The sequence below is a fragment of the Saprospiraceae bacterium genome (genome assembly GCA_016715965.1).
In the GTDB taxonomy this organism is placed as follows: Bacteria; Bacteroidota; Bacteroidia; order Chitinophagales; family Saprospiraceae; genus Vicinibacter.
The window spans coordinates 3,401,496-3,421,021 of record JADJXG010000001.1 but is presented as its reverse complement, the minus strand read 5'-3'; the positions used below and the strand labels follow the sequence as shown (position 1 = coordinate 3,421,021).

Below are 19,526 nucleotides of genomic sequence, written 5' to 3'. Positions count from 1 at the left end.
CTATCATTATTGGTTGTGATACATATCATTTAGTTACTTCGCTTCTGGAACTAATTTTACGATTCCATTAGCTATGTTTCGTAGGTCAGAAGTTCAGGTTCAAACCAAGTGTTATCATTGTGGTGACGAGTGCTTGGAGGTCGTATTATTTGAAGATAAAGCCTTCTGTTGTATTGGATGCAAAACGGTATATGGGTTGTTAAGCAGTCACGAGTTATGTGAGTATTACAGCTTGGATTCCCATCCCGGATTTAAAACGGATTCATTTATTGAGTCAAGATTTAAATTTTTAGATAGGGTGGATGTTGCCGCCCGTTTGATCCATTATTCTGACAATGATAATTCTCACGTACGTTTTCTAATACCCAGAATGCATTGTGTATCGTGTTTGTTTTTGTTGGAAAATTTGCATCGATTTAATTCCAATATATTAAATTCTCAGGTTGATTTTGACAAAAGAAAGGTAAGTATCATTTTTAATCACAATTCGATTTCACTGAGAGAAATTGTGGAGTTGTTGAGTAAAATCGGATATGAGCCTTACCTGTCTCAGGATGACCTTAAAACAAAAGACAATAAATTATTTAATCGTGGATTGACATTAAGACTTGGTGTAGCAGGATTTTGTTTTGCTAACATCATGTTGTTAAGTTTTCCTGAGTACCTAGGTTTGGATATTTCCTTAGATTCTGACATTGCTTTTACATTTAGATGGTTGATATTTGGTTTGTCATTGCCTGTTTTGCTTTACAGCGCGCAAGAATTTTTTTACAATTCTTGGATTGGATTAAAGAATCGCTATGTGAATATCGATGCTCCAGTTTCAGTTGCGGTGTTAGTTACGTTTGTTAGAAGTGTTATTGACATATTTTCTAATCATGGACCTGGATTTTTGGATAGCATGAGCGGCATCGTATTTTTTATGCTCGTGGGGAGATATTTACAAAACAAGACGAAGGATTCTCTTGATTTTGACAGAGATTTTAACAGCAATTTTCCAGTCTCAGTGAATAAATTGGTAAATAATGCAGAATATCCAGTATTGTTAAGTGAGATTAAAAAAGACGATGTATTGCAACTTCGGAATTTTGAAACCATTCCGGTGGACGGGATTCTTGTTTCGGAATCAGTTGATTTGGATTATAGTTTTATTACTGGGGAGAGTTTACCAAGAAATCTTAAAAAGGGAGAACTTGTATATCAAGGAGGTCGTGTTATTCATAATTCTGTTCAAATTTTGGCCCTTCGTGAATTCAACAAGAACTCTTTTGTTGAACTGTGGAATACTTCTTTTGATGAAGAAAAAAAAATGGTGCGATCTGTAATTCACAGACTCAGTCAATATTTTTCTTTAATTGTGTTTTCAATTGCTATTACAACTGCAATATATTGGTCCGCAACCAAGCCTGAGAATATTTTTAATTCGGTCACGTCGATATTGATCATTGCATGTCCATGTCTGTTGCTTCTTGCATCTTCATATACGAATGGATTTCTAATATCTTTGTTTTCAAAGTACGGTTTTTATTTTAAAAACTATACAGGGATTGAACGATTGTCGGAATGTGATCAGATTGTGTTTGATAAAACAGGTACCATTACTTCCAATAGCGAAATGGAGGTTTTATATGAAGGGGAACCGCTAAGTGATTACGAAAAAGATTTATTGGTTTCGGTCTCATCAAGATCCAATCACCCTTTTAGCAAATCAATCCACCAGTATCTTGGAAGTAAAAAGTATTTGGAGTTGGATTATTTTCAAGAGTATACAGGCTTAGGTTTGCTCGCGAAATGTAAAGAAGATGTAATCAAATTAGGTAGCAGGAAATTTGTAGAAAATCAAACTGAGACCAATGTTTTAACTCATTCAGAAGTTTACATTAAGTTCAATCAATCCATTAAGGGAAAGTTTATTATTCAACAGAAATTAAGAGATGGAATCACAGATTGTATATTAAAATTGAAAGTGAAAGGTATTCATATTTTAAGTGGAGACAAAGAACAGAGCGTTAAGCAGCTGGTATCTTCAATTCCAAGGAGTGTTCATTATAAATCAAACTGTACACCAAAGGATAAATTGGATTTCATAAAAAAATTACAATCCGGTGGTTCAAAAGTAGTTATGTTGGGTGATGGCTTGAATGATGCGGGAGCCCTTAAGCAGGCTGACGTAGGTGTATCCGTTTTAAATGGCAATTTTAATTTTACACCGGCCTCTGATGCCATTTTGGAAGGTGGGCAGTTAAATAGATTTGATAAGATGCTCACCTTGTCAAAATTTGGTCAGAAAGTTATAAAAGCTATTTTTTTCTATTCATTTGTTTACAATATTATAGGAATATTCTTTGCTGTTACTGCGAGACTTACTCCATTGATATCAGCTGTTCTTATGCCAATTTCATCATTAAGTATTATATTTTTATCATTCTTGTTTTTGAAAGTTTATGAATATAAATTTTTAAAAGATGGATGATTTTTTTAAAATTTACCTTCTCAAAGCTTGTGATTTGTCATTGAGAAAAATTTGATAAATATCATATTTAGAATTGATGCATGTTTTTGGGAGGTGATAGGATGGAAATTACTTTTGTTGGTCCAATATAAAATGAAAATTATAATATTACTTTTGGCTGTAAGCCTTGTTGTGGCAATCTTTTTTCTACTTGCATTTTTATGGAGTATTACCAACGGACAATTTGATGATGAATATGGACCACCAAGGAGAATGCTGTTTGACAACAAGAAACAAAACTTAAATAAATAATATGGAGTTGGAGAAGTTTTATTACGACAACAAAACCGTTAGAAACTTTGCATTTGCCACACTTGTTTGGGGAATTGTTGGATTTCTGGTTGGTGTCATTGTTGCATTTCAATTGGCATTTCCATCGCTCAATCTGGGTTTGGAGTTTGTAACCTATGGCCGTCTTAGACCAATACATACCAATGCGGTTATTTTTGCATTTGTAGGGAATGGAATATTTACTGGAGTTTATTACTCTCTGCAGCGATTGTTAAAAAGCCGAATGTGGAGCGATAAATTAAGTGCCATCCACTTTTGGGGTTGGCAATTTATTATTGTTTTGGCCGCTATTACTCTTTCAATTGGCTTTACCCAAGGAAAAGAGTATGCAGAATTAATTTGGCCAATTGATGTCTTAATTACATTGATTTGGGTGGTCTTTGGGATAAATATGTTTGGTACTATTTTGACCCGCAGAGAGCGCCATCTTTATGTGGCTATATGGTTTTTTATTGGCACTTGGGTTACGGTTGCAATGCTTCATATCGTTAATTCATTTGCAGTTCCTACTTCATTGTTTCACAGTTATAGTTGGTATGCAGGTGTTCAAGACGCATTGGTTCAGTGGTGGTATGGGCACAATGCGGTAGCATTCTTTTTGACCACCCCGTATTTGGGAATTATGTACTATTTTGTGCCTAAGGCAGCAAATAGACCCGTATACTCATACAAGTGGAGTATCATACATTTTTGGGCGCTTATCTTCATTTACATTTGGGCGGGACCTCATCATTTATTATATACTGCTTTGCCAGATTGGGCTCAATCTTTGGGTACCGTGTTTAGTGTAATGCTCATTTTGCCAAGTTGGGGCGGTATGTTAAATGGACTTTTTACTTTGCGTGGAGCCTGGGACAAAGTGAAGGAAGATCCAGTACTCAAAATGTTTGTAGTGGCATTAACTTGCTATGGAATGGGAACATTTGAAGGACCTCTTCTATCATTAAAAAATGTGAATGCCATTTCCCATTATACAGATTGGACAATTGCTCATGTGCACATTGCAGCTTTGGGTTGGAATGGATTTTTGACTTTTGGAATGTTGTACTGGTTGGTCCCAAGACTATATAACACAAAGTTATATTCCACTAAATTGGCAAATACGCACTTCTTAATAGGTGTTGTTGCAATTCTATTGTATGCCATTCCAATGTATTGGAGCGCTTTTTCACAGGTATTTATGTGGAAGCAGTTTACAGAAGCCGGACAATTGAAATACCAGTTTTTGGAGACTGTCACAAAGATTATTCCTATGTATATTGTGAGGGGAATAGGTGGTACAGTATTTTTGGTGGGAGCGGGTCTAATGGTTTACAATCTTTATAAGACCATTCAGCTTGGGCAGTTTACCCAAGATGAGCAATCTGAAGGATTGAGTTTGAAGAAACAAAGTCAATCCAATCTGCCAAAATTTTGGCATGCCATCTTAGAAAGAAAGCCGATGTTGATGTTGGTTTTTAGTTTGATTGTTGTTGCCATAGGAGGATTGATCGAACTTGTACCAACATTTCTGATTAAATCCAATGTACCAACGATTGCTTCTGTAAAGCCTTATACGCCACTTGAGTTGCAAGGGCGAGATATTTACATAAAAGAAGGTTGCTATACCTGTCATAGTCAAATGATCAGGCCTTTTAGAGATGAAGTTGCACGATATGGCGATTATTCTAAGGGTGGTGAATTTGTGTACGACCATCCATTTCAATGGGGAAGTAAAAGGACGGGACCAGATTTGGCAAGGATCGGCGGAAAATATTCTGACAGCTGGCATTATGTGCATATGCTGGATCCGCAAACAGTTGCGCCAGGTTCAATCATGCCATCCTATCCATGGTTATTTGATAAAGCCATTGATATGGAAACGACTCCGGCTAAAATCAGAGCAATGCAAATAATGGGAGTGCCATATCCGGCTGATTATGATCAACAAGCAAATATTGATTTAATGAAGCAGGCCGAAGGTATTGTTCTAAAGCTTAAAAAGGACAAGATTGAAATTGAGGCAAATAAAGAAATAATTGCTCTGATAGCCTATTTACAACGGATGGGAAAAGATGGTAGGTTGGGAAACAAGTAAATTTTGAATAAATGAAATTTAAGAATTATTTGACGGCAATTGAAGATGTGAGCATTTATCCACTCATTTCATTGGTTTTGTTTGTTGGCTTTTTTTGTGGGGTGGTTTTTTATGTTTACAAAATGAAAAAATCATTGGCCGATGATTATGGTCAAATTCCTTTAAAATGATAAATTTATAAAAATGAAACCTCGATATATTTTTAATTTTCTACTCTTTACTTTTTTAGTTAATAATTTTGCGTTTTCTCAAGATAAATTTGTGCAGCAACAATCCTCTGATGGTCATGACACATTGAGGATGGTTTTGTTGACAATTGGGATTATCTTGTTTGTCGTCATTGTCGTCTTGGGAAATACATTAACAGCGAGTTATAGGAATTTTATTAAGAATAAAATGTCCGGTTACACTCCCTGGGCTTTTCTAATCATTTCTTTTTTGGGGAGTTTAGTTCCAAATTCGGTTTCTGCACAAGGTAGTATGGACATGAATCAATGGATAAATCTACCTTATGATGTCTGGATATATTTGGTGATTGTATTCCTTGAAATTCTGGTTATAATTTTTTTAAGCAATAAAATAAGGTCATTTTTAAATATTGGTGAGAAGAATAAAGAATATAACCGTGATTCTTGGTGGGTTAGATTTTTTTATAAGTTAAACAATTTTAGACCTATTGAAGAAGAGGCCCAGTTTGATGTTGGACATGATTACGATGGTATCAGAGAACTGGATAATAAGACTCCGGCATGGTGGAATTGGTCATTTTTATTTTGTATAATTTTTGCTGGAGTATATATGTACCGATACCATATTGCACAATCTGCTCCGCTCCCTTTGGAAGAGTATAAAATTGCCCTGGCTGAAGCTGCTGTAAAAAAGGCCGAATATCTAAAGAATTCAGCAGAACTTATTGATGAAACCAATGTAACTATGTCGGATGAAGCCGGTATAGCAATTGGTGCTAATTTATATTTAAAAAATTGTGTTGTTTGTCATGGAGCAAAAGGGGAAGGGGGAATAGGACCCAATATGACAGATGATTATTGGATTCACAAAGGAAGTTTAAAAGATATTTTTTACAGTATTAAATATGGTTGGCCTCAAAATGGAATGAAAGGTTGGAGTGAAGATTTTTCGCCATCTGAGATAGCACATGTTTCTAGCTATGTAAAAACATTGGTAGGTACAAATCCGCCCAATCAAAAGGACAAGCAGGGAGATTTTTACAAAGAAGACGGTATCGCAAAAGACTCTATTTCAGCTACACAGGATACTTTAAATAAATAGCTCAATCCTTCTATAGTTTATCGTGAAAAATTCATCAGATGATCCAGATTTCAGAGATATTCATTCTACTGTAACATCCATTGGCAACAGGAAATGGATTTATGCTCTCAGGCCAGAAGGGAAGTGGTATAATTATCGATCTTGGTTGAGTTATTTTTACTTACTGCTTTTTTTTACTTTTCCATTTATCCATTTTAATGGCCACCCTTTGTTTCAATTTAATATACTCAAAGGGGAGTTTTACTTTTTTACGGTTCTTTTTACCCCCCAGGATTTTATCATGTTCGGATTGGGTATGTTGGTCTTTATTTTTATTATCATCGTTTTCACCATGATTTTTGGCAGACTTTTTTGCGGATGGGTTTGCCCACAGACTATATTTATGGAGATGGTGTTTCGCAAGATTGAATATTGGATTGAAGGAAATGCAAACAAGCAAAGGGTGAACGATCACAAGAAGTGGACCAACGAATTGATTTTGCGAAAAACTGCAAAGCATATCATATTTCTTCTCATTTCATTTGCCATTTCTAATACTTTTTTAATGTATATTATTGGAAAAGAAGAATGGAGTAAGTTGATTCATGAACCTGTATCTCAGCATATTGGAGGATTTGTGGCTTTGGTTTTCTTTACCCTAACATTTTACGCAGTTTATGCTTTTATTCGTGAAATTGTGTGTACTGTAGTATGTCCCTATGGACGCTTGCAGGGAGTATTGGTGGATAAGCATACCCTTTCTGTAAGTTATAACTATATTCGGGGAGAGCCACGAACTAAACACAAGACATCTGATTTTGGTGGTGATTGTATCGATTGTAATTTATGTGTTCAAGTTTGTCCAACTGGAATAGATATACGCAATGGATCTTCTCAAATGGAATGTACACAATGTACGGCATGCATTGATGCATGCAATATGATGATGGCCAAGGTTAAAAGACCATTGGGGCTTATAAAATATGCATCCGAGGATAACATTATCAGTTCTAATAGATTTGCATTAAATGGTAGAGTAAAAGTTTTTAGTGCAATTCTTCTGGTCTTGACTGGTGCCTTGGCGTCAATCCTCGCTACGAGAAAAATGGTGGATGTAACCGTTCTAAAAGTTCCAGGACAAGTATTGAGATACAATGATGATGGTTCAATTAGCAATCTATATTCAATGAAAATAACCAATAAGAGCAAAAGAGGGATGCCAATCCAACTTCAAATAGATGACGAGGTGGGAAAAATTGAAAATGTTGGTCATGTACCAGATAGCATTTTAGCGGAGTCAAAAATTGACTATTTATTTTTTGTAACCAAGCCAGGTTCCGAAAGTACCCTCAAGAAAACCAAAGTGAAAATCCGGTTGCATTCAAACCATCAAATTTTGTACAACGGTTCATTGGATTTCATTTTAAAACTTTGACAGGATGAAACTAAATTTTGGACATTATGTATTAATAGCCTATATATTAGGGGCCGGATTTATTTTATTTTTAGTTACCCTCAGTTTTCAAATAGATTTTCAAATGTCGGAGGATGATTATTATTCCAAGGAAACCAAGATGAACAAACTTATAGAAGGTAGAAAAAGGTCTGAGAACATAGGTGGATTGGCACAGCTGAAAGTTGGAGAGGATCAATTGGAGATTAAATTGTCAGATTCTTTGCCAAGACCTTTTCAAGAAGGAGCCATAAAAGTATATTGCCCTTCTTCATCCCATAATGATTATAAACATCAAATAGCTATAGGTGATACCAATCGTTTAATACAAATACCAATGGTTGGATTGAAAAGAGGCGTCAATATTATTAAAGTGGAAATAGAGACAAAACAATTATTTTATTATGAAGAGTTAAACTTTACACTTTAAATGTGGATTTTTTTATTTTCTGGTTTTATTCTCGGATTGGGGAGCAGCCTACATTGTGCAGGAATGTGTGGCCCTTTGGTCCTAACAATGCCATTTCAAAGACCTGACGGAGCTATCCAAATAAGGGCAGTATTGGAATACCATTTGGGTAAAACATTGTCTTATGCCTTGTTTGGTGGAATATTTGGATTTTTTGGAATGGGTTTAAAATTGGTGGGATTTCAGCAGTGGTTTTCAGTCATATTCGGAATTCTATTGTTGCTTTTTCTGATTGGCCCTAAAATTAACAGTCATGCAAAAGACTGGAAGAACAAGCTTATGATTGTATGGTCAAAATACATATCCCTTCTATTTAAGATAAACAACCGAAAGACTTTTATTTTACTCGGGATGTCCAATGGCTTAATACCATGTGGAGTGGTTTATGTGGCACTTGCAGCCTCAGTCATGGGATACTCACCAGGATTAAGTATGGCTTTTATGGCCTTTTTTGGATTTGGAACGATTCCAATTTTAACATTGATCATTGGGGGAAGCAAATTGTTTAAACCCAAAAGATTTTTTTCATATACAAAACTTGGCCAAGTTGCGACTTTACTATTGGCATTGTTATTTATACTAAGAGGTTTGAATTTGGATATTCCTTTTTTAAGTCCGAAACTGGCAGACAACCACCATATTGAATGTTGTAAAAGACATTAAATAATCCACTAAGGATTCAGCCATATAGATTGCGTCTACTATTCTTGCTCAGACGTCCTAAGCTGTACCAAAAACCAAGAACAAATAAAACACACCGTACAAATGGAGGCAATAATCATAATTTCAAATTTTGATAACTGTATACAAAGATAATACATATTATCAAAAATTGTAATATATTTTTCACTAAACAATTTGTCTTTTTAATAGTTTATGTCTAAAATATTGACTATCTTAAACTTGTAAATTTCCTTCTTATGAAAAAAGTATTATATTTAATTGTATTTTGCCTGACCATTGACTTGAATGCTCAGATCCAAACTCCATCTGCCAGTCCATTGGCTAAACTTGAACAAAAGTTCGGATTGGGCTCAATTTCCTTGGAATATTCCAGGCCTAGTATGAAAAATCGGGTTGTTTTCGGCGATTTGGTTCCATTTGGTAAAATGTGGAGAACTGGTGCAAATAAAGCGACCAAAATTACCTTTACAGATGATGTTTCAATTGAAGGAAAGCCATTGGCCAAGGGAACTTATGCCCTTTATAGCATACCAGGTGAGGCTTCCTGGGATATTGTTTTTTATTCTGATTGGGATCTGTCTGGCGTACCTCGTAATTATGATGTAACCAAGGAAGCTTTAAAAATTTCAGCCATTCCAGAACTGTTGACCACAACCGTTGAAACATTTACCATTGATTTTAACGACATTCGCAATGATGCCATAAACCTCGTAATCACTTGGGAAAATACCATGGTGTCGGTAAAAATTAAAACAGACATTGATTCCAAAGTATTACAGACGATTGATAAAGTATTGGCAGGTCCATCTCCAAATGATTATTACGCTGCTGCCAGGTATTATTTTGATGCCGGAAAAGACTTAAATATTGCATTGGCCTGGATTCAAAAGTCCAATGCGGCGGAACCACAGTATTGGAAATTGAGATTGGAATCCTTGATTTTGGCGAGGTTAGAAAGAAGGGCTGAGGCCATCCAAATAGCCAAAAGGTCTTTAGAAATGGCTACTGCTGCGGGTGATGACAACTATATTAAAATGAACAATGAGTCCATCGCAGAGTGGAGCAGATGATATAGGACTTTCATTAGAGTTTATCTTAAGAACTTATTTATCTAGAATAGGACATATTGATTAATTATCTGCATTTAAGCAGATTTATAAGTATTACTGATACATAGTTGTTCCTTTGTTTGGGTTACCAAAATCCAAAGTGGATCCAATCAATATTTTCTTATTTGCAATGATGACTTTTTTTTTTGAAAGGCTGTATTCCTCAAGAATCAATTTTCGGTAATCTTCTAATGTCAAAACTTTGTTTATTATTTCCAGGGTTCTTTACAATTACGCTTTTCTAGAAAACAAAGTTTCATAGCTTTCAGGCAGCTTAGCAAAGGTATCGGACTCTTTGGAGTAAATTTTTTTGTTCTAAATTCGCATAGTGTAGTTTTTAAAGAATTTATACCATTCAATTTTTTTTTAGCGGGTGGAGTTAGCGTGCAGATTGTAAATTTTGTTTTTCATGTTCAACTTATCTTTATAGGATGGATACTCAATGGATTTTTAACAAGGATGGTTCAATTTACCATTTAAAGCTATCACCGGATGAGTTGGCTACTTTTGTTTTTACGGTTGGTGATCCTTCACGGGTAGCCAGTATTAGTCAGCATTTTGATGTGATAGAATTAAAGAAAACATCCAGAGAATTTGTAACACATACCGGTTGGGTGGGATCTACCAGAGTCTCTGTGATTTCGACTGGTATTGGTACTGATAACATGGATATCGTGTTGAATGAAATGGATGTCCTTTGGAATTTGGACATAAATAGCTTTGAACGAAAACCAGAGCCTTTACGAGCCACCATAATCAGATTAGGAACTTCAGGTGCAATACAACCTGATATTGCGGTGGGAACAACTCTGGTAAGTGATTCAGCCTTGGGGCTTGACTCATTGCACAATTTTTACAAGATGGATTTTATGGTAGAATCAAAGTCCTGGGATCGAGCTTTTAAATCGGCCAATTTGGATTTATCTCCGTATTTCGTAAGATCTGATGAAAATTTGTTGGGTAAATTTAAAAAGGAAATAAGTTATAACACAGGCTTAACTTTGACTGCACCAGGTTTTTATGGTCCTCAGGGAAGAATAAGTCACATTCCATTGAAATATCCTATGCTTTTGACCATCATCGGGGCATTGCGACATTCCGATGGTACAAGAATTAGCAATTTTGAAATGGAAACTTCAGGATTATATGCACTTGGGCGCTTGTTGGGTCATCATTGTCTTTCAATAAATGCAATTTTGGCAAATAGAATTACGAATCAATTTTCGAAAGACCCAGAAGCTGTGGTGGATAGAATGATTCGAGATGTTTTTAAGACAATCTTTTAATATGGAATGGAGCTGCTTAAAGGATTCTTCGATACAATGTGTATTTCTCTTTGAGGGTATGAAATGGATACAGCCTCTTCAGCAAATTTCTCATAAATGGAATAGTACAATTGGCTTTGCAGCACTTTCGGGGTATCGCTGTATTTTGTGCTCCAAACCCTTAGATTAAATTGCAGATTGTTTTCCAGAAAAGAATCAAAAAGTACATCTGGAGGAGGATCCCGGAGGACGCCTTCATTTTGAGAAGCTACCTCAAGCAATAATTTTTTTATTTTGGCAGGATCTTCTTTATACGAAACCATTACCATAAAATTAAAACGAACGATACGGTTGTTAAGGCTCCAGTTGATAACTTTGCCATTGACGAATTCGGAATTAGGTACGATGATCGCAATGTTGTCATTGGTAATTACTGTGGTAGCTCTTGCTGAAATTTTAATTATATTTCCTACAACATTACCCACTTCGATTCTGTCACCCACTTTAATGGGCCTTTCAAATAAAATAATTACTCCGCTGATAAAATTGCTTGCTATGTTTTGCAATCCGAATCCCACACCGATCCCTAAAGCTCCTGCCAGTAAACCCAATGCCGTTAGATTGATACCAGAATTGTGGACAATAATGACGGTTCCAAGAATGACGACCAAGTACTGAATAATTGAGGCCATAGCCTGACTGGTTCCCTGATCCATATTGTATTTGACAAAAATCCGGGTTACCAAAAACTTTTTTAATCTGGTCGTGATAAATATTAAAAGGATAAGAGATGCAATAAAAGTGACTACAACTCCAACTGTTATGTTGTTCTCTCCACTGACAAATAATTTGAAATTCCAGAATTCCTCCATACTATAACAGCAACTACATTAACTCTATTAATTAGGAAGTTTTATTCTTTATTTTTTAATTTTTGATCCTTTTGTAAAACATCATCTTTCATTCTTAGCTTGTATTGGACAAGTTTTGCCTGGAGTTCATTTGATTGAAGAGCTAAGATTTGAACTGCAAGCAAGCCAGCATTTTTTGCTGCATTCAAAGCCACTGTTGCGACGGGTACTCCATTGGGCATTTGCAGAATCGATAGGATAGAGTCCCAGCCATCCAGTGAGTTGGAGGATTTGATTGGAACACCAATTACAGGGAGGGTAGTGATAGAAGCGACCATTCCTGGCAAGTGAGCCGCTCCGCCTGCTCCTGCTATGATCAAATGAAGACCTAAGGATTTGGCTTGAGAGGCATAAGTCATCATATGTTCTGGAGTGCGATGAGCTGAAACGATTCTCAGTTCAAAATCAACTCCAAAATCAGATAATATCTCAACTGCTTGATTCATGATGGGTAAATCAGAATCAGAACCCATTATTATTCCAACTTTCATAAATTAAATTATGATGTTACTATTATAGTTTGACGCACGAAGTTAGCCTTTTCTTTGCATTTTTCAAGATCAATATCCGTAATACAAACATGCCCCATCTTGCGATTGGGCTTTGTTTCTGATTTGCCGTAAAGATGAATGTGAATTCCTGGCAGAGTGCTGCATTCTTCAATGCCCAGATATTTGACGGGACCGTAAAACCCTTCACTACCAATCAAATTGATTAAAATGGCAAAGCGATCAGGCATTACTGTACCCAAAGGCAAGTTTGCCAAAACGCGAATTTGATTTGCAAATTGAGAACATGATCCATCATCCAGGGTATGATGACCACTATTGTGAGGTCGGGGAGCCAATTCATTTACCCAAATACTGCCGTCTTTATTTTGGAACATCTCTACTGCCAAAAGACCTTCAATTTGGAGTAATTCGGAAATTCTTAATGCAATTGATTGGGCTTGGGCAGAAAGATTGGTTTCAATCTGCGCGGGAGAAAGTAAATATTCCACCAAATTGGCTTCCGGATGAAAATCCATTTCAACAACAGGATAAGCCAATCTTTCATTTTTTTGTCCATTGATACAGATAACACTAAGTTCTTTTTCGATGTTGGCCATTTGCTCTACCACGGTTGGGCCAACCAGTAATTTGTCCAAGTCATTTTCTGACCTAATAATTGATACACCTTTTCCATCATATCCTCCTTTTCGGCTCTTTTGAACGAATGGGTATTTTAGTTTGCCTAGTTCGATATCTTGAAGAATGGATTCAATTTGGTCATATAATGTAAACGGAGCAGTTGGTATTTGGTGTTTCTTAAAAAAAATCTTCTGCAGACCTTTGTCCTGAATTATCTCTAGAATTCCTGGATCCGGGATCACTTTCTTTCCTATGCTTTTCAATTCATGTAAAGCCTGCAGATTTACATTTTCAATTTCAATACCAATGGTGTTTAAATGGCGGCCGAAATTTAATACATCGGCGTAATCAGTAAAATCTCCCTCAGTGAAAAATCGGGTAATTTTACCAGCTGGATAATCTTTACTTTTGTCGAGGAAATGGAGTTCGATATCAAGTTTGGAAGCTTCTTGCGCAAGCATTTTGCCAAGTTGTCCAGCACCTAGAATTCCAATTTTTAATGTTGAAGGTACAAAAGCCATATCCAGATATTGGGCAAAGATTCAAAATTTACATGAAATATATGCAAATAAATACGATTGTCAAAAATGTGCAGATTGTTAACGAAGGTCGTGTCTTTGATGGGGATGTACACATCAAAGGTGATAGGTTCTATAGAATTGGCAGAGATTTATCCGACCCACATGCCGTCATAGCGGAAGGCAACCAACTATTTTTACTGCCAGGATGCATTGATGATCAAGTTCATTTCAGAGAACCAGGATTGACAAATAAGGCGGATATATTCCACGAATCGAGGGCAGCGGCAGCTGGTGGGGTCACGAGTTTTATGGAAATGCCAAACACAAAGCCGAATACCCTTACCAAAGAACTCTTAGAAGAGAAATATGCCATTGCATCCAAAAGTTCAGCGGTAAATTATTCGTTTTTTATGGGTGTTTCTCTAGAAAATTATGATGAAATCATGTCAATCGATTACAACCAAACTTGTGGAATTAAAATTTTCATGGGTTCTTCTACCGGAGGCATGTTAGTAGACGATCCCTTGGTATTGGAAAGAATTTTTGCCAACGCCAATGCTTTAATAGCGACCCATTGTGAAGATGAAAAAATAATTAGAGACAATGCCATTAAATTCAAGGAGCGATATGGACAACAGCTGCCAATTTTTGAACACCCAAGCATCAGAAGTAGGGAAGCTTGTTTTAATTCTTCCAATTTTGCGGTAGAATTGGCTAAAAAGCACAATACCAGACTTCATATTCTGCATATTTCGACAGAAGAGGAGCTTGATCTTTTTCGTTCAGAAATACCACTGGATCAAAAAAGAATCACTTCTGAAGTCTGCGTGCATCACATGTTTTTTGATGAGGGTGATTATGCGGCACTGGGAAATCTGATCAAATGCAATCCAGCAATTAAGAAGCGTTCTGATAGAATTGCTTTAAGGAAGGCATTGAAAGAGGGGGTTTTGGATGTTGTTGCGACTGACCATGCGCCTCATACTTACGATGAAAAAATGCAGACTTATTTGGAAGCTCCTGCCGGACTTCCATTAATTCAACACCCGCTTTTGTTAATGCTAACCATGGCCAAAGAAGAGAATTGGGACCTCCCATTCATTGTACAAAAAATGGCTCATGCTCCTGCGCAGTGCTTCCAGATTAAGGAAAGGGGGTTTATTAGGGAGGGTTATTTTGCTGATTTTATATTATTGGATTTGAATTCTCAAACTTTGGTGCGTAAGGAAGAACTCTTTTATAAATGCAAATGGTCTCCACTTGAAGGAAAATTATTGACCGGCAAAATTTGCAGTACCTGGGTCAACGGGCATATGATATATGATGGGCATAAAATTTCTGACCGTTCATCGGCCCAAAGATTATCCTTTGATCGCTAATAAGTGGAATAAATTCAATAAGTTAGATTTCATTTTGAATTGAATCTATTATAATTTTAGCAACGTATTAAATTAGTTTATATATATTTACCCCTGTTTGATAATTACTCAAAATGGTCCAGGAGGTCTTTTCCTATTTATATCCAATGCCTGATGATGTCGCTCAATCCATGTTGATCTCAGAGACAGAGACCAATATTCACATCAGACCTACCACTTCCAATGCCTATAAAACTTGGATGCACAATAAATTATTAAGGAATCTCATCACAAAGAGAAAAACACTTGTCCTTGTGAATAATTTGAATCAACTAAATGACATTCAGGAGTTTATGGATATCTTTAATTTGAGTCCATTGTTTTTACGTTTTCATCATTCCAGGTCAGAAATTGAGAAAGAATTGGCGGGATTTAAGCCAGTTAGCGTTTCTGGTAGTTTAAATATCAATACATTCAAGCGTACTACAATAGAGTTTGTTGATCATGCAAATTTACTATTGAGATCAATCAGTCAATGTTATTATCCCGAAGGAACCAACAAGGATTCTTTGCTGCTATTATTGAATAAATACATAAGACTCCCTAAGGAGAATTTCCATTTTCTGGTCAACTTTCCCAGCAAACTAAGTTCTGAAGAAATTTATTTTTTGAAAAGAAACATCGATGATTTGTCAGCCAACGCTCTTGGTCAACTCCGTGAAAATCATCCCTTGAAAAATTTGAATCAGGTCAACTTTGAGTTGTTTTTGGTGGACGAGGCTTGGTCTTATTTTTCTCATTTTCTTCAAAATTGGTATGCCCGTGGAAAGGTACTTTTGAGTGAGTTTAAAATGATCCAAACGGAACTGGCAGATCAAGTTTACGGGCGACTAAGGAAAATCAAAACTCAATTAATAGCAGGGTGGGAATTACAAAATTTGAGTACTGAAAATCCTGTCAATAATACAATTGAGAAACAACTTGCAGTTGAAAATTTGATTTCATTTTTAATTGATTTGGGAAAAGAAAGAATTATTTCTTCAAATTCAATGGCTTATTCCAAATTGGAGTGGGAGGTAGAATTGGAAAAAGCCATTGAAGATACTTTGCCATTTGAATTTGAAAGAATGATTGACTTCCATGAAACACCTTCAGTTTTTCTAAAATGTGTAAATACATTGAAAGAGCAATTTGAGGTATGGTATAAAGATTTGGAAAACTCCAAAATACTAATCCATGTTCCCGAATATAAAGTTTCAAATTTTTCCAGTCAAATTTCTTTGGCGCAAAGGTTAATGGGATTGGTTTATGATATTTTGGAACAAAATGTTGAATTTGAAAAGTATTTTGAGTGGGAAAGACTCACTTATACATTTAGCCCCTCACAGAAGGAGTTGCTTTTATGGTTCAAGGCCATTCCTCCCGATCAATGGTCAGATGCTTTAGAATATTTTTACATCAATCAACAGTTTGAAGGGGCAAAAAATTCACCATCCATCACCGGGGATGACCAAATTGCAAATTGCATTGATTCATTATTGGTATGGAAAAGTAAGATACAGAAATATTTACATTCTGTGTATGAAAAGGAACAATATCTGAACTTGATAGAAATGGAAAAGCAGTGTAAGGAATTGCACAGCTCCATTGGTAATAACATGGGACATCACTTTTCACTAAGCGATTATTATCAAAGATTGGATTCGCTTGCAATGGTATTTCCGGTAATAATCCTTGAGAGTTTGCATCCGGAATTTTATCCAGCAGATTTTGATAAAATTTGGGATGAGGTTTGGAATTTAAACGATCAGTTACAAAATGAATACCTACCTAGATTTTTAAAATCATGCCATCATTTTATCAATCTATTTGAAGGTTATTCAGACACAAGTAGTTTCCAAATCGCATTAAGTCAATCCCCTCCATTAATTATTAAGTCTGTTTTAATACGTGATTTTGGTTCTGACAGTTTTGAGGTATTACATTCATTTGCTTCATTTATTTACAACAATTTTCCTCAATTTAAAATATTTGTCAACTCTTCTGAACACTGCATATCTTTTCTACCCAAACATATAGAATCTTTGATACTTCAATGGTCAGATTCTGATTGGAATCAGATTACTCTGGATGATTCCAGTGCATTGGATCAGTTGACCGAGATCTTTCTTTTCAAAGGCACATTGAAGAAAATATGGATTGTTGACGGTCTTTTTAATCCTCAAGTTGGTTCAATTCAACAACTCGAATGGCAATGGCATTTTAGAAGGTGCATGGAAGCTGCCGGTTTTGAAATAATTGATTTTAGTACCAGTTTACTATTTGAATATAGAAATTTTTTGAAACTTCCGGCTCAAGGATCTTTTATTCAATCTAAACGCACAGTTCTGTCCAGAGGATGAAAGTGATTGATCTTAATTTGCAATCACTGGAATCATTGGTACAAAGAAGTCCCGATCAGTTATTGTTTGATCCAGTCAGAAAAAAATGGGTGAAGAACCAGCCTGAAGAGTTTGTAAGACAATTGATGATCATACACTTGCACAAGATATTGGGATATTCATATTCAAACATGGCTGTTGAAAGATTGATTAAATTACATGGACTTTCAAGGCGATTTGATATTTTGGTGTATGATAAAAATGCTCGTCCCCTGATATTGGTAGAATGTAAATCCTTTGAATCAAATTTATCACAAGAGGTTTGGAATCAGGTAGCCAGATACAATTTTGAAGTCAGGGCCAGGTATCTTTGTATTACTTCAGGACTTCAAAGTCTTATAGCCAGAATCGATCATGAGAAGGGTGTTATTGAGGAATTGGAAGTTTTACCCCATTCTTCTTTGTTGCTAGATTAGTGATCATTGGATTAAACTAAGTTATACACTAGTTTAATTTTTTTCATCCATTTCAATAGCGATTCATGATACTCATATTGATTTGAATTCTTTGTTAGCAGTAAAGATTTGATTAAACTTTTTTCTTTACTGATTGGAAAATCAAAAGCACGATTCATTAATGCCATTTCTTCTGGAACCTTCGGATAAAGGTTTGCCAATATTGAATTGTTGCCAAGTTCAGCACAAAGCCAGCGTAAACAATCTTGGGTTGCTTGATATCTGTCACCATGGTACTTCATTGTAATCATTTGAAGAATTCTATTCCGTACGGTTGTAGTTTTAAGCATCAAATTATCATTGTTGATCCGAAGTCTTAAATTACATTCTGTAAATTTATAAAGAAGGGAAGTTGGAGTTTTATACATGGCATTCCTCTGTCTTTTTTGGTATTCTTGGGTGGCCAATTGATGGATTGATTTTTTTGCGGGTCTAAATCCAATTCTATAGTAAAACCAAAAAGCGGCAGATTTAATCCCTTCGGGATTGTCTTTTCCAAATTGAAAAGGTTCTACTTCGAATTGACTAATTCCAAATATATGATGATATAGCCTTAAAACTTGTACGAAAAGAAAATTTGATTCACCACCTCTACACCAATTAAAAATATTCAATCCAATAAGTGCCGTTTGACCAAAGATCCATGCACCACCATAGGCTGCCGGAATTCCATTCTTGAACAGGGTATAACCAATATATATCTCTGGATATATTTGCCGATCAGTTGTCATGGTATAAAGTGCAATGCCAATTCCTCGTTCTAAATTATAATACCTTAGACTTTCCTGATCCAAATATGTCACAGGGTCGGTTTCTCTTTGCAGTAAAATCAAAGAGTTTTTTATTGTGGAAATTATTTTGCCTCTATTTGTAGTATCATTTTTGGTTCCGGCCGGTAATTTTTTTAATAACCATTGTTTTGTATTAAAATCTTTTGACCAATCTTGCTGAATGTAGGGAGATCCGCTTGGAATATAATTATTAAGCTTTGTGACAGAGTTTGATGAAAGTTTCAGTTTAAATACTAGATTTAATCTGTCAAAAAAGTAGTCTTGAATGGAAGGCGAGTAATCTAGTATTTTGGTTTGATTTACTATGAAATTTAGCAAGCAGGAATCTTTTATGTGCAATTGTCTTAATAGTAACTTGTTGTTTAAACCTAAAGTGCATTGCTCTTTTTCGTGAGGAGGTAAAGTTTGATAAAGTAAATCCGAAAGTTCTGTTGAATGTTCGGGATAATGATCTAACTCAATTTTGAAATGGTTTTTTTGAATCCAGTTTAAAATGGTGAAGGAAAAATGAGAATAAATGTTTGAATTTGGTAGTCCGGTATTGTCAAATTTTTCCATTGCATCGACTGGAAACTTTAAAATCATTTTGGAAATAAACTTCAGTGTTTGGGTACTTGATTGATGGACTTCCTGGCTTAAAGGATGTGCCAGAGAGAACAAAATTACATCGGTCAAATCAACGATTAATGGGTATGTTATATCTGAGACTCTAATTTTATTGAGAATGGATATAATTGTAGAGCGATCCTGATGCAGGATAGATTTTTTTAGATTCTTAATATCAGCTTTT

Annotated in this window: 18 protein-coding genes; 13 read left to right on the top strand and 5 right to left on the bottom strand. The window is 35.6% G+C overall.

The genetic code is table 11. The features are described 5' to 3' along the window. Nucleotides 1–73: 73 nt before the first annotated feature. The 9 genes from IPM48_13300 to IPM48_13260 all read left to right on the top strand — a co-directional run bounded on the left by IPM48_13300 (nucleotide 74) and on the right by IPM48_13260 (nucleotide 9,825). Nucleotides 74–2,473, top strand: a complete 2,400-nt coding sequence (locus tag IPM48_13300) for a heavy metal translocating P-type ATPase metal-binding domain-containing protein (GenBank protein MBK9272562.1) — start codon at nucleotides 74–76, stop codon at nucleotides 2,471–2,473. Nucleotides 2,474–2,605: 132 nt separating this feature from the next. Next, complete coding sequence (gene ccoS, locus IPM48_13295; GenBank protein ID MBK9272561.1) at nucleotides 2,606–2,764, top strand: cbb3-type cytochrome oxidase assembly protein CcoS; 159 nt, start codon at nucleotides 2,606–2,608, stop codon at nucleotides 2,762–2,764. Nucleotide 2,765: 1 nt separating this feature from the next. Further along, nucleotides 2,766–4,880, top strand: a complete 2,115-nt coding sequence (gene ccoN / locus IPM48_13290) for a cytochrome-c oxidase, cbb3-type subunit I (protein ID MBK9272560.1) — start codon at nucleotides 2,766–2,768, stop codon at nucleotides 4,878–4,880. Between the two features lie 11 nt (nucleotides 4,881–4,891). Continuing rightward, nucleotides 4,892–5,050 (top strand): cbb3-type cytochrome c oxidase subunit 3, encoded by a 159-nt coding sequence (locus tag IPM48_13285; GenBank protein MBK9272559.1) that lies wholly within the window; start codon nucleotides 4,892–4,894, stop codon nucleotides 5,048–5,050. 13 nt (nucleotides 5,051–5,063) lie between these two features. Then, the gene (locus IPM48_13280) at nucleotides 5,064–6,170 is read left to right on the top strand and encodes a c-type cytochrome (GenBank protein MBK9272558.1); all 1,107 of its coding nucleotides are present in this window, start codon (nucleotides 5,064–5,066) and stop codon (nucleotides 6,168–6,170) included. 22 nt (nucleotides 6,171–6,192) lie between these two features. Beyond that, complete coding sequence (gene ccoG / locus IPM48_13275; protein MBK9272557.1) at nucleotides 6,193–7,584, top strand: cytochrome c oxidase accessory protein CcoG; 1,392 nt, start codon at nucleotides 6,193–6,195, stop codon at nucleotides 7,582–7,584. Between the two features lie 4 nt (nucleotides 7,585–7,588). Then, a complete protein-coding gene (locus IPM48_13270) occupies nucleotides 7,589–8,032 on the top strand; it encodes a FixH family protein (protein MBK9272556.1) in 444 nt (147 codons plus the stop codon). Continuing rightward, nucleotides 8,033–8,734 (top strand): sulfite exporter TauE/SafE family protein, encoded by a 702-nt coding sequence (locus tag IPM48_13265; GenBank protein MBK9272555.1) that lies wholly within the window; start codon nucleotides 8,033–8,035, stop codon nucleotides 8,732–8,734. 257 nt (nucleotides 8,735–8,991) lie between these two features. Continuing rightward, nucleotides 8,992–9,825 (top strand): DUF2911 domain-containing protein, encoded by an 834-nt coding sequence (locus tag IPM48_13260; protein ID MBK9272554.1) that lies wholly within the window; start codon nucleotides 8,992–8,994, stop codon nucleotides 9,823–9,825. Nucleotides 9,826–9,918: 93 nt separating this feature from the next. Here the strand turns inward: IPM48_13260 and IPM48_13255 are convergent, their stop codons facing one another. After that, a complete protein-coding gene (locus IPM48_13255; protein MBK9272553.1) occupies nucleotides 9,919–10,062 on the bottom strand; it encodes a hypothetical protein in 144 nt (47 codons plus the stop codon). 233 nt (nucleotides 10,063–10,295) lie between these two features. Between IPM48_13255 and IPM48_13250 the strand changes: the two genes are divergently transcribed. Continuing rightward, nucleotides 10,296–11,150 carry a nucleoside phosphorylase gene (locus IPM48_13250; GenBank protein ID MBK9272552.1) on the top strand — a complete coding sequence of 285 codons (855 nt, stop codon included), beginning with the start codon at nucleotides 10,296–10,298 and terminating at the stop codon, nucleotides 11,148–11,150. On the opposite strand, the gene IPM48_13245 is transcribed toward IPM48_13250, so the two are convergent. From IPM48_13245 to IPM48_13235, 3 genes are read right to left on the bottom strand one after another with little or no spacing between them, the layout of a single operon-like run. Then, nucleotides 11,147–12,001: a mechanosensitive ion channel gene (locus IPM48_13245; protein ID MBK9272551.1), complete on the bottom strand. Its 855-nt coding sequence runs from the start codon at nucleotides 11,999–12,001 to the stop codon at nucleotides 11,147–11,149. The genes IPM48_13250 and IPM48_13245 overlap by 4 nt on opposite strands. Nucleotides 12,002–12,042: 41 nt before the next feature. Then, nucleotides 12,043–12,531 (bottom strand): 5-(carboxyamino)imidazole ribonucleotide mutase, encoded by a 489-nt coding sequence (purE, locus tag IPM48_13240; GenBank protein ID MBK9272550.1) that lies wholly within the window; start codon nucleotides 12,529–12,531, stop codon nucleotides 12,043–12,045. Nucleotides 12,532–12,539: 8 nt separating this feature from the next. Continuing rightward, a complete protein-coding gene (locus tag IPM48_13235) occupies nucleotides 12,540–13,691 on the bottom strand; it encodes a 5-(carboxyamino)imidazole ribonucleotide synthase (GenBank protein ID MBK9272549.1) in 1,152 nt (383 codons plus the stop codon). 41 nt (nucleotides 13,692–13,732) lie between these two features. Between IPM48_13235 and IPM48_13230 the strand changes: the two genes are divergently transcribed. The 3 genes from IPM48_13230 (at nucleotide 13,733) to IPM48_13220 (ending at nucleotide 17,906) form a co-directional block, all read left to right on the top strand. Continuing rightward, entirely contained in the window at nucleotides 13,733–15,070 is a 1,338-nt protein-coding gene (locus IPM48_13230; GenBank protein MBK9272548.1) for a dihydroorotase, read from the top strand. A 113-nt stretch (nucleotides 15,071–15,183) separates the two neighbouring features. Then, entirely contained in the window at nucleotides 15,184–17,451 is a 2,268-nt protein-coding gene (locus IPM48_13225; GenBank protein MBK9272547.1) for a hypothetical protein, read from the top strand. Continuing rightward, nucleotides 17,448–17,906 carry a type I restriction enzyme HsdR N-terminal domain-containing protein gene (locus tag IPM48_13220; protein MBK9272546.1) on the top strand — a complete coding sequence of 153 codons (459 nt, stop codon included), beginning with the start codon at nucleotides 17,448–17,450 and terminating at the stop codon, nucleotides 17,904–17,906. The genes IPM48_13225 and IPM48_13220 overlap by 4 nt, the downstream gene beginning before the upstream one ends. Before the next feature lie 11 nt (nucleotides 17,907–17,917). On the opposite strand, the gene IPM48_13215 is transcribed toward IPM48_13220, so the two are convergent. Beyond that, the gene (locus IPM48_13215; protein ID MBK9272545.1) at nucleotides 17,918–19,294 is read right to left on the bottom strand and encodes a hypothetical protein; all 1,377 of its coding nucleotides are present in this window, start codon (nucleotides 19,292–19,294) and stop codon (nucleotides 17,918–17,920) included. Between the last annotated feature and the right edge of the window lie 232 nt (nucleotides 19,295–19,526).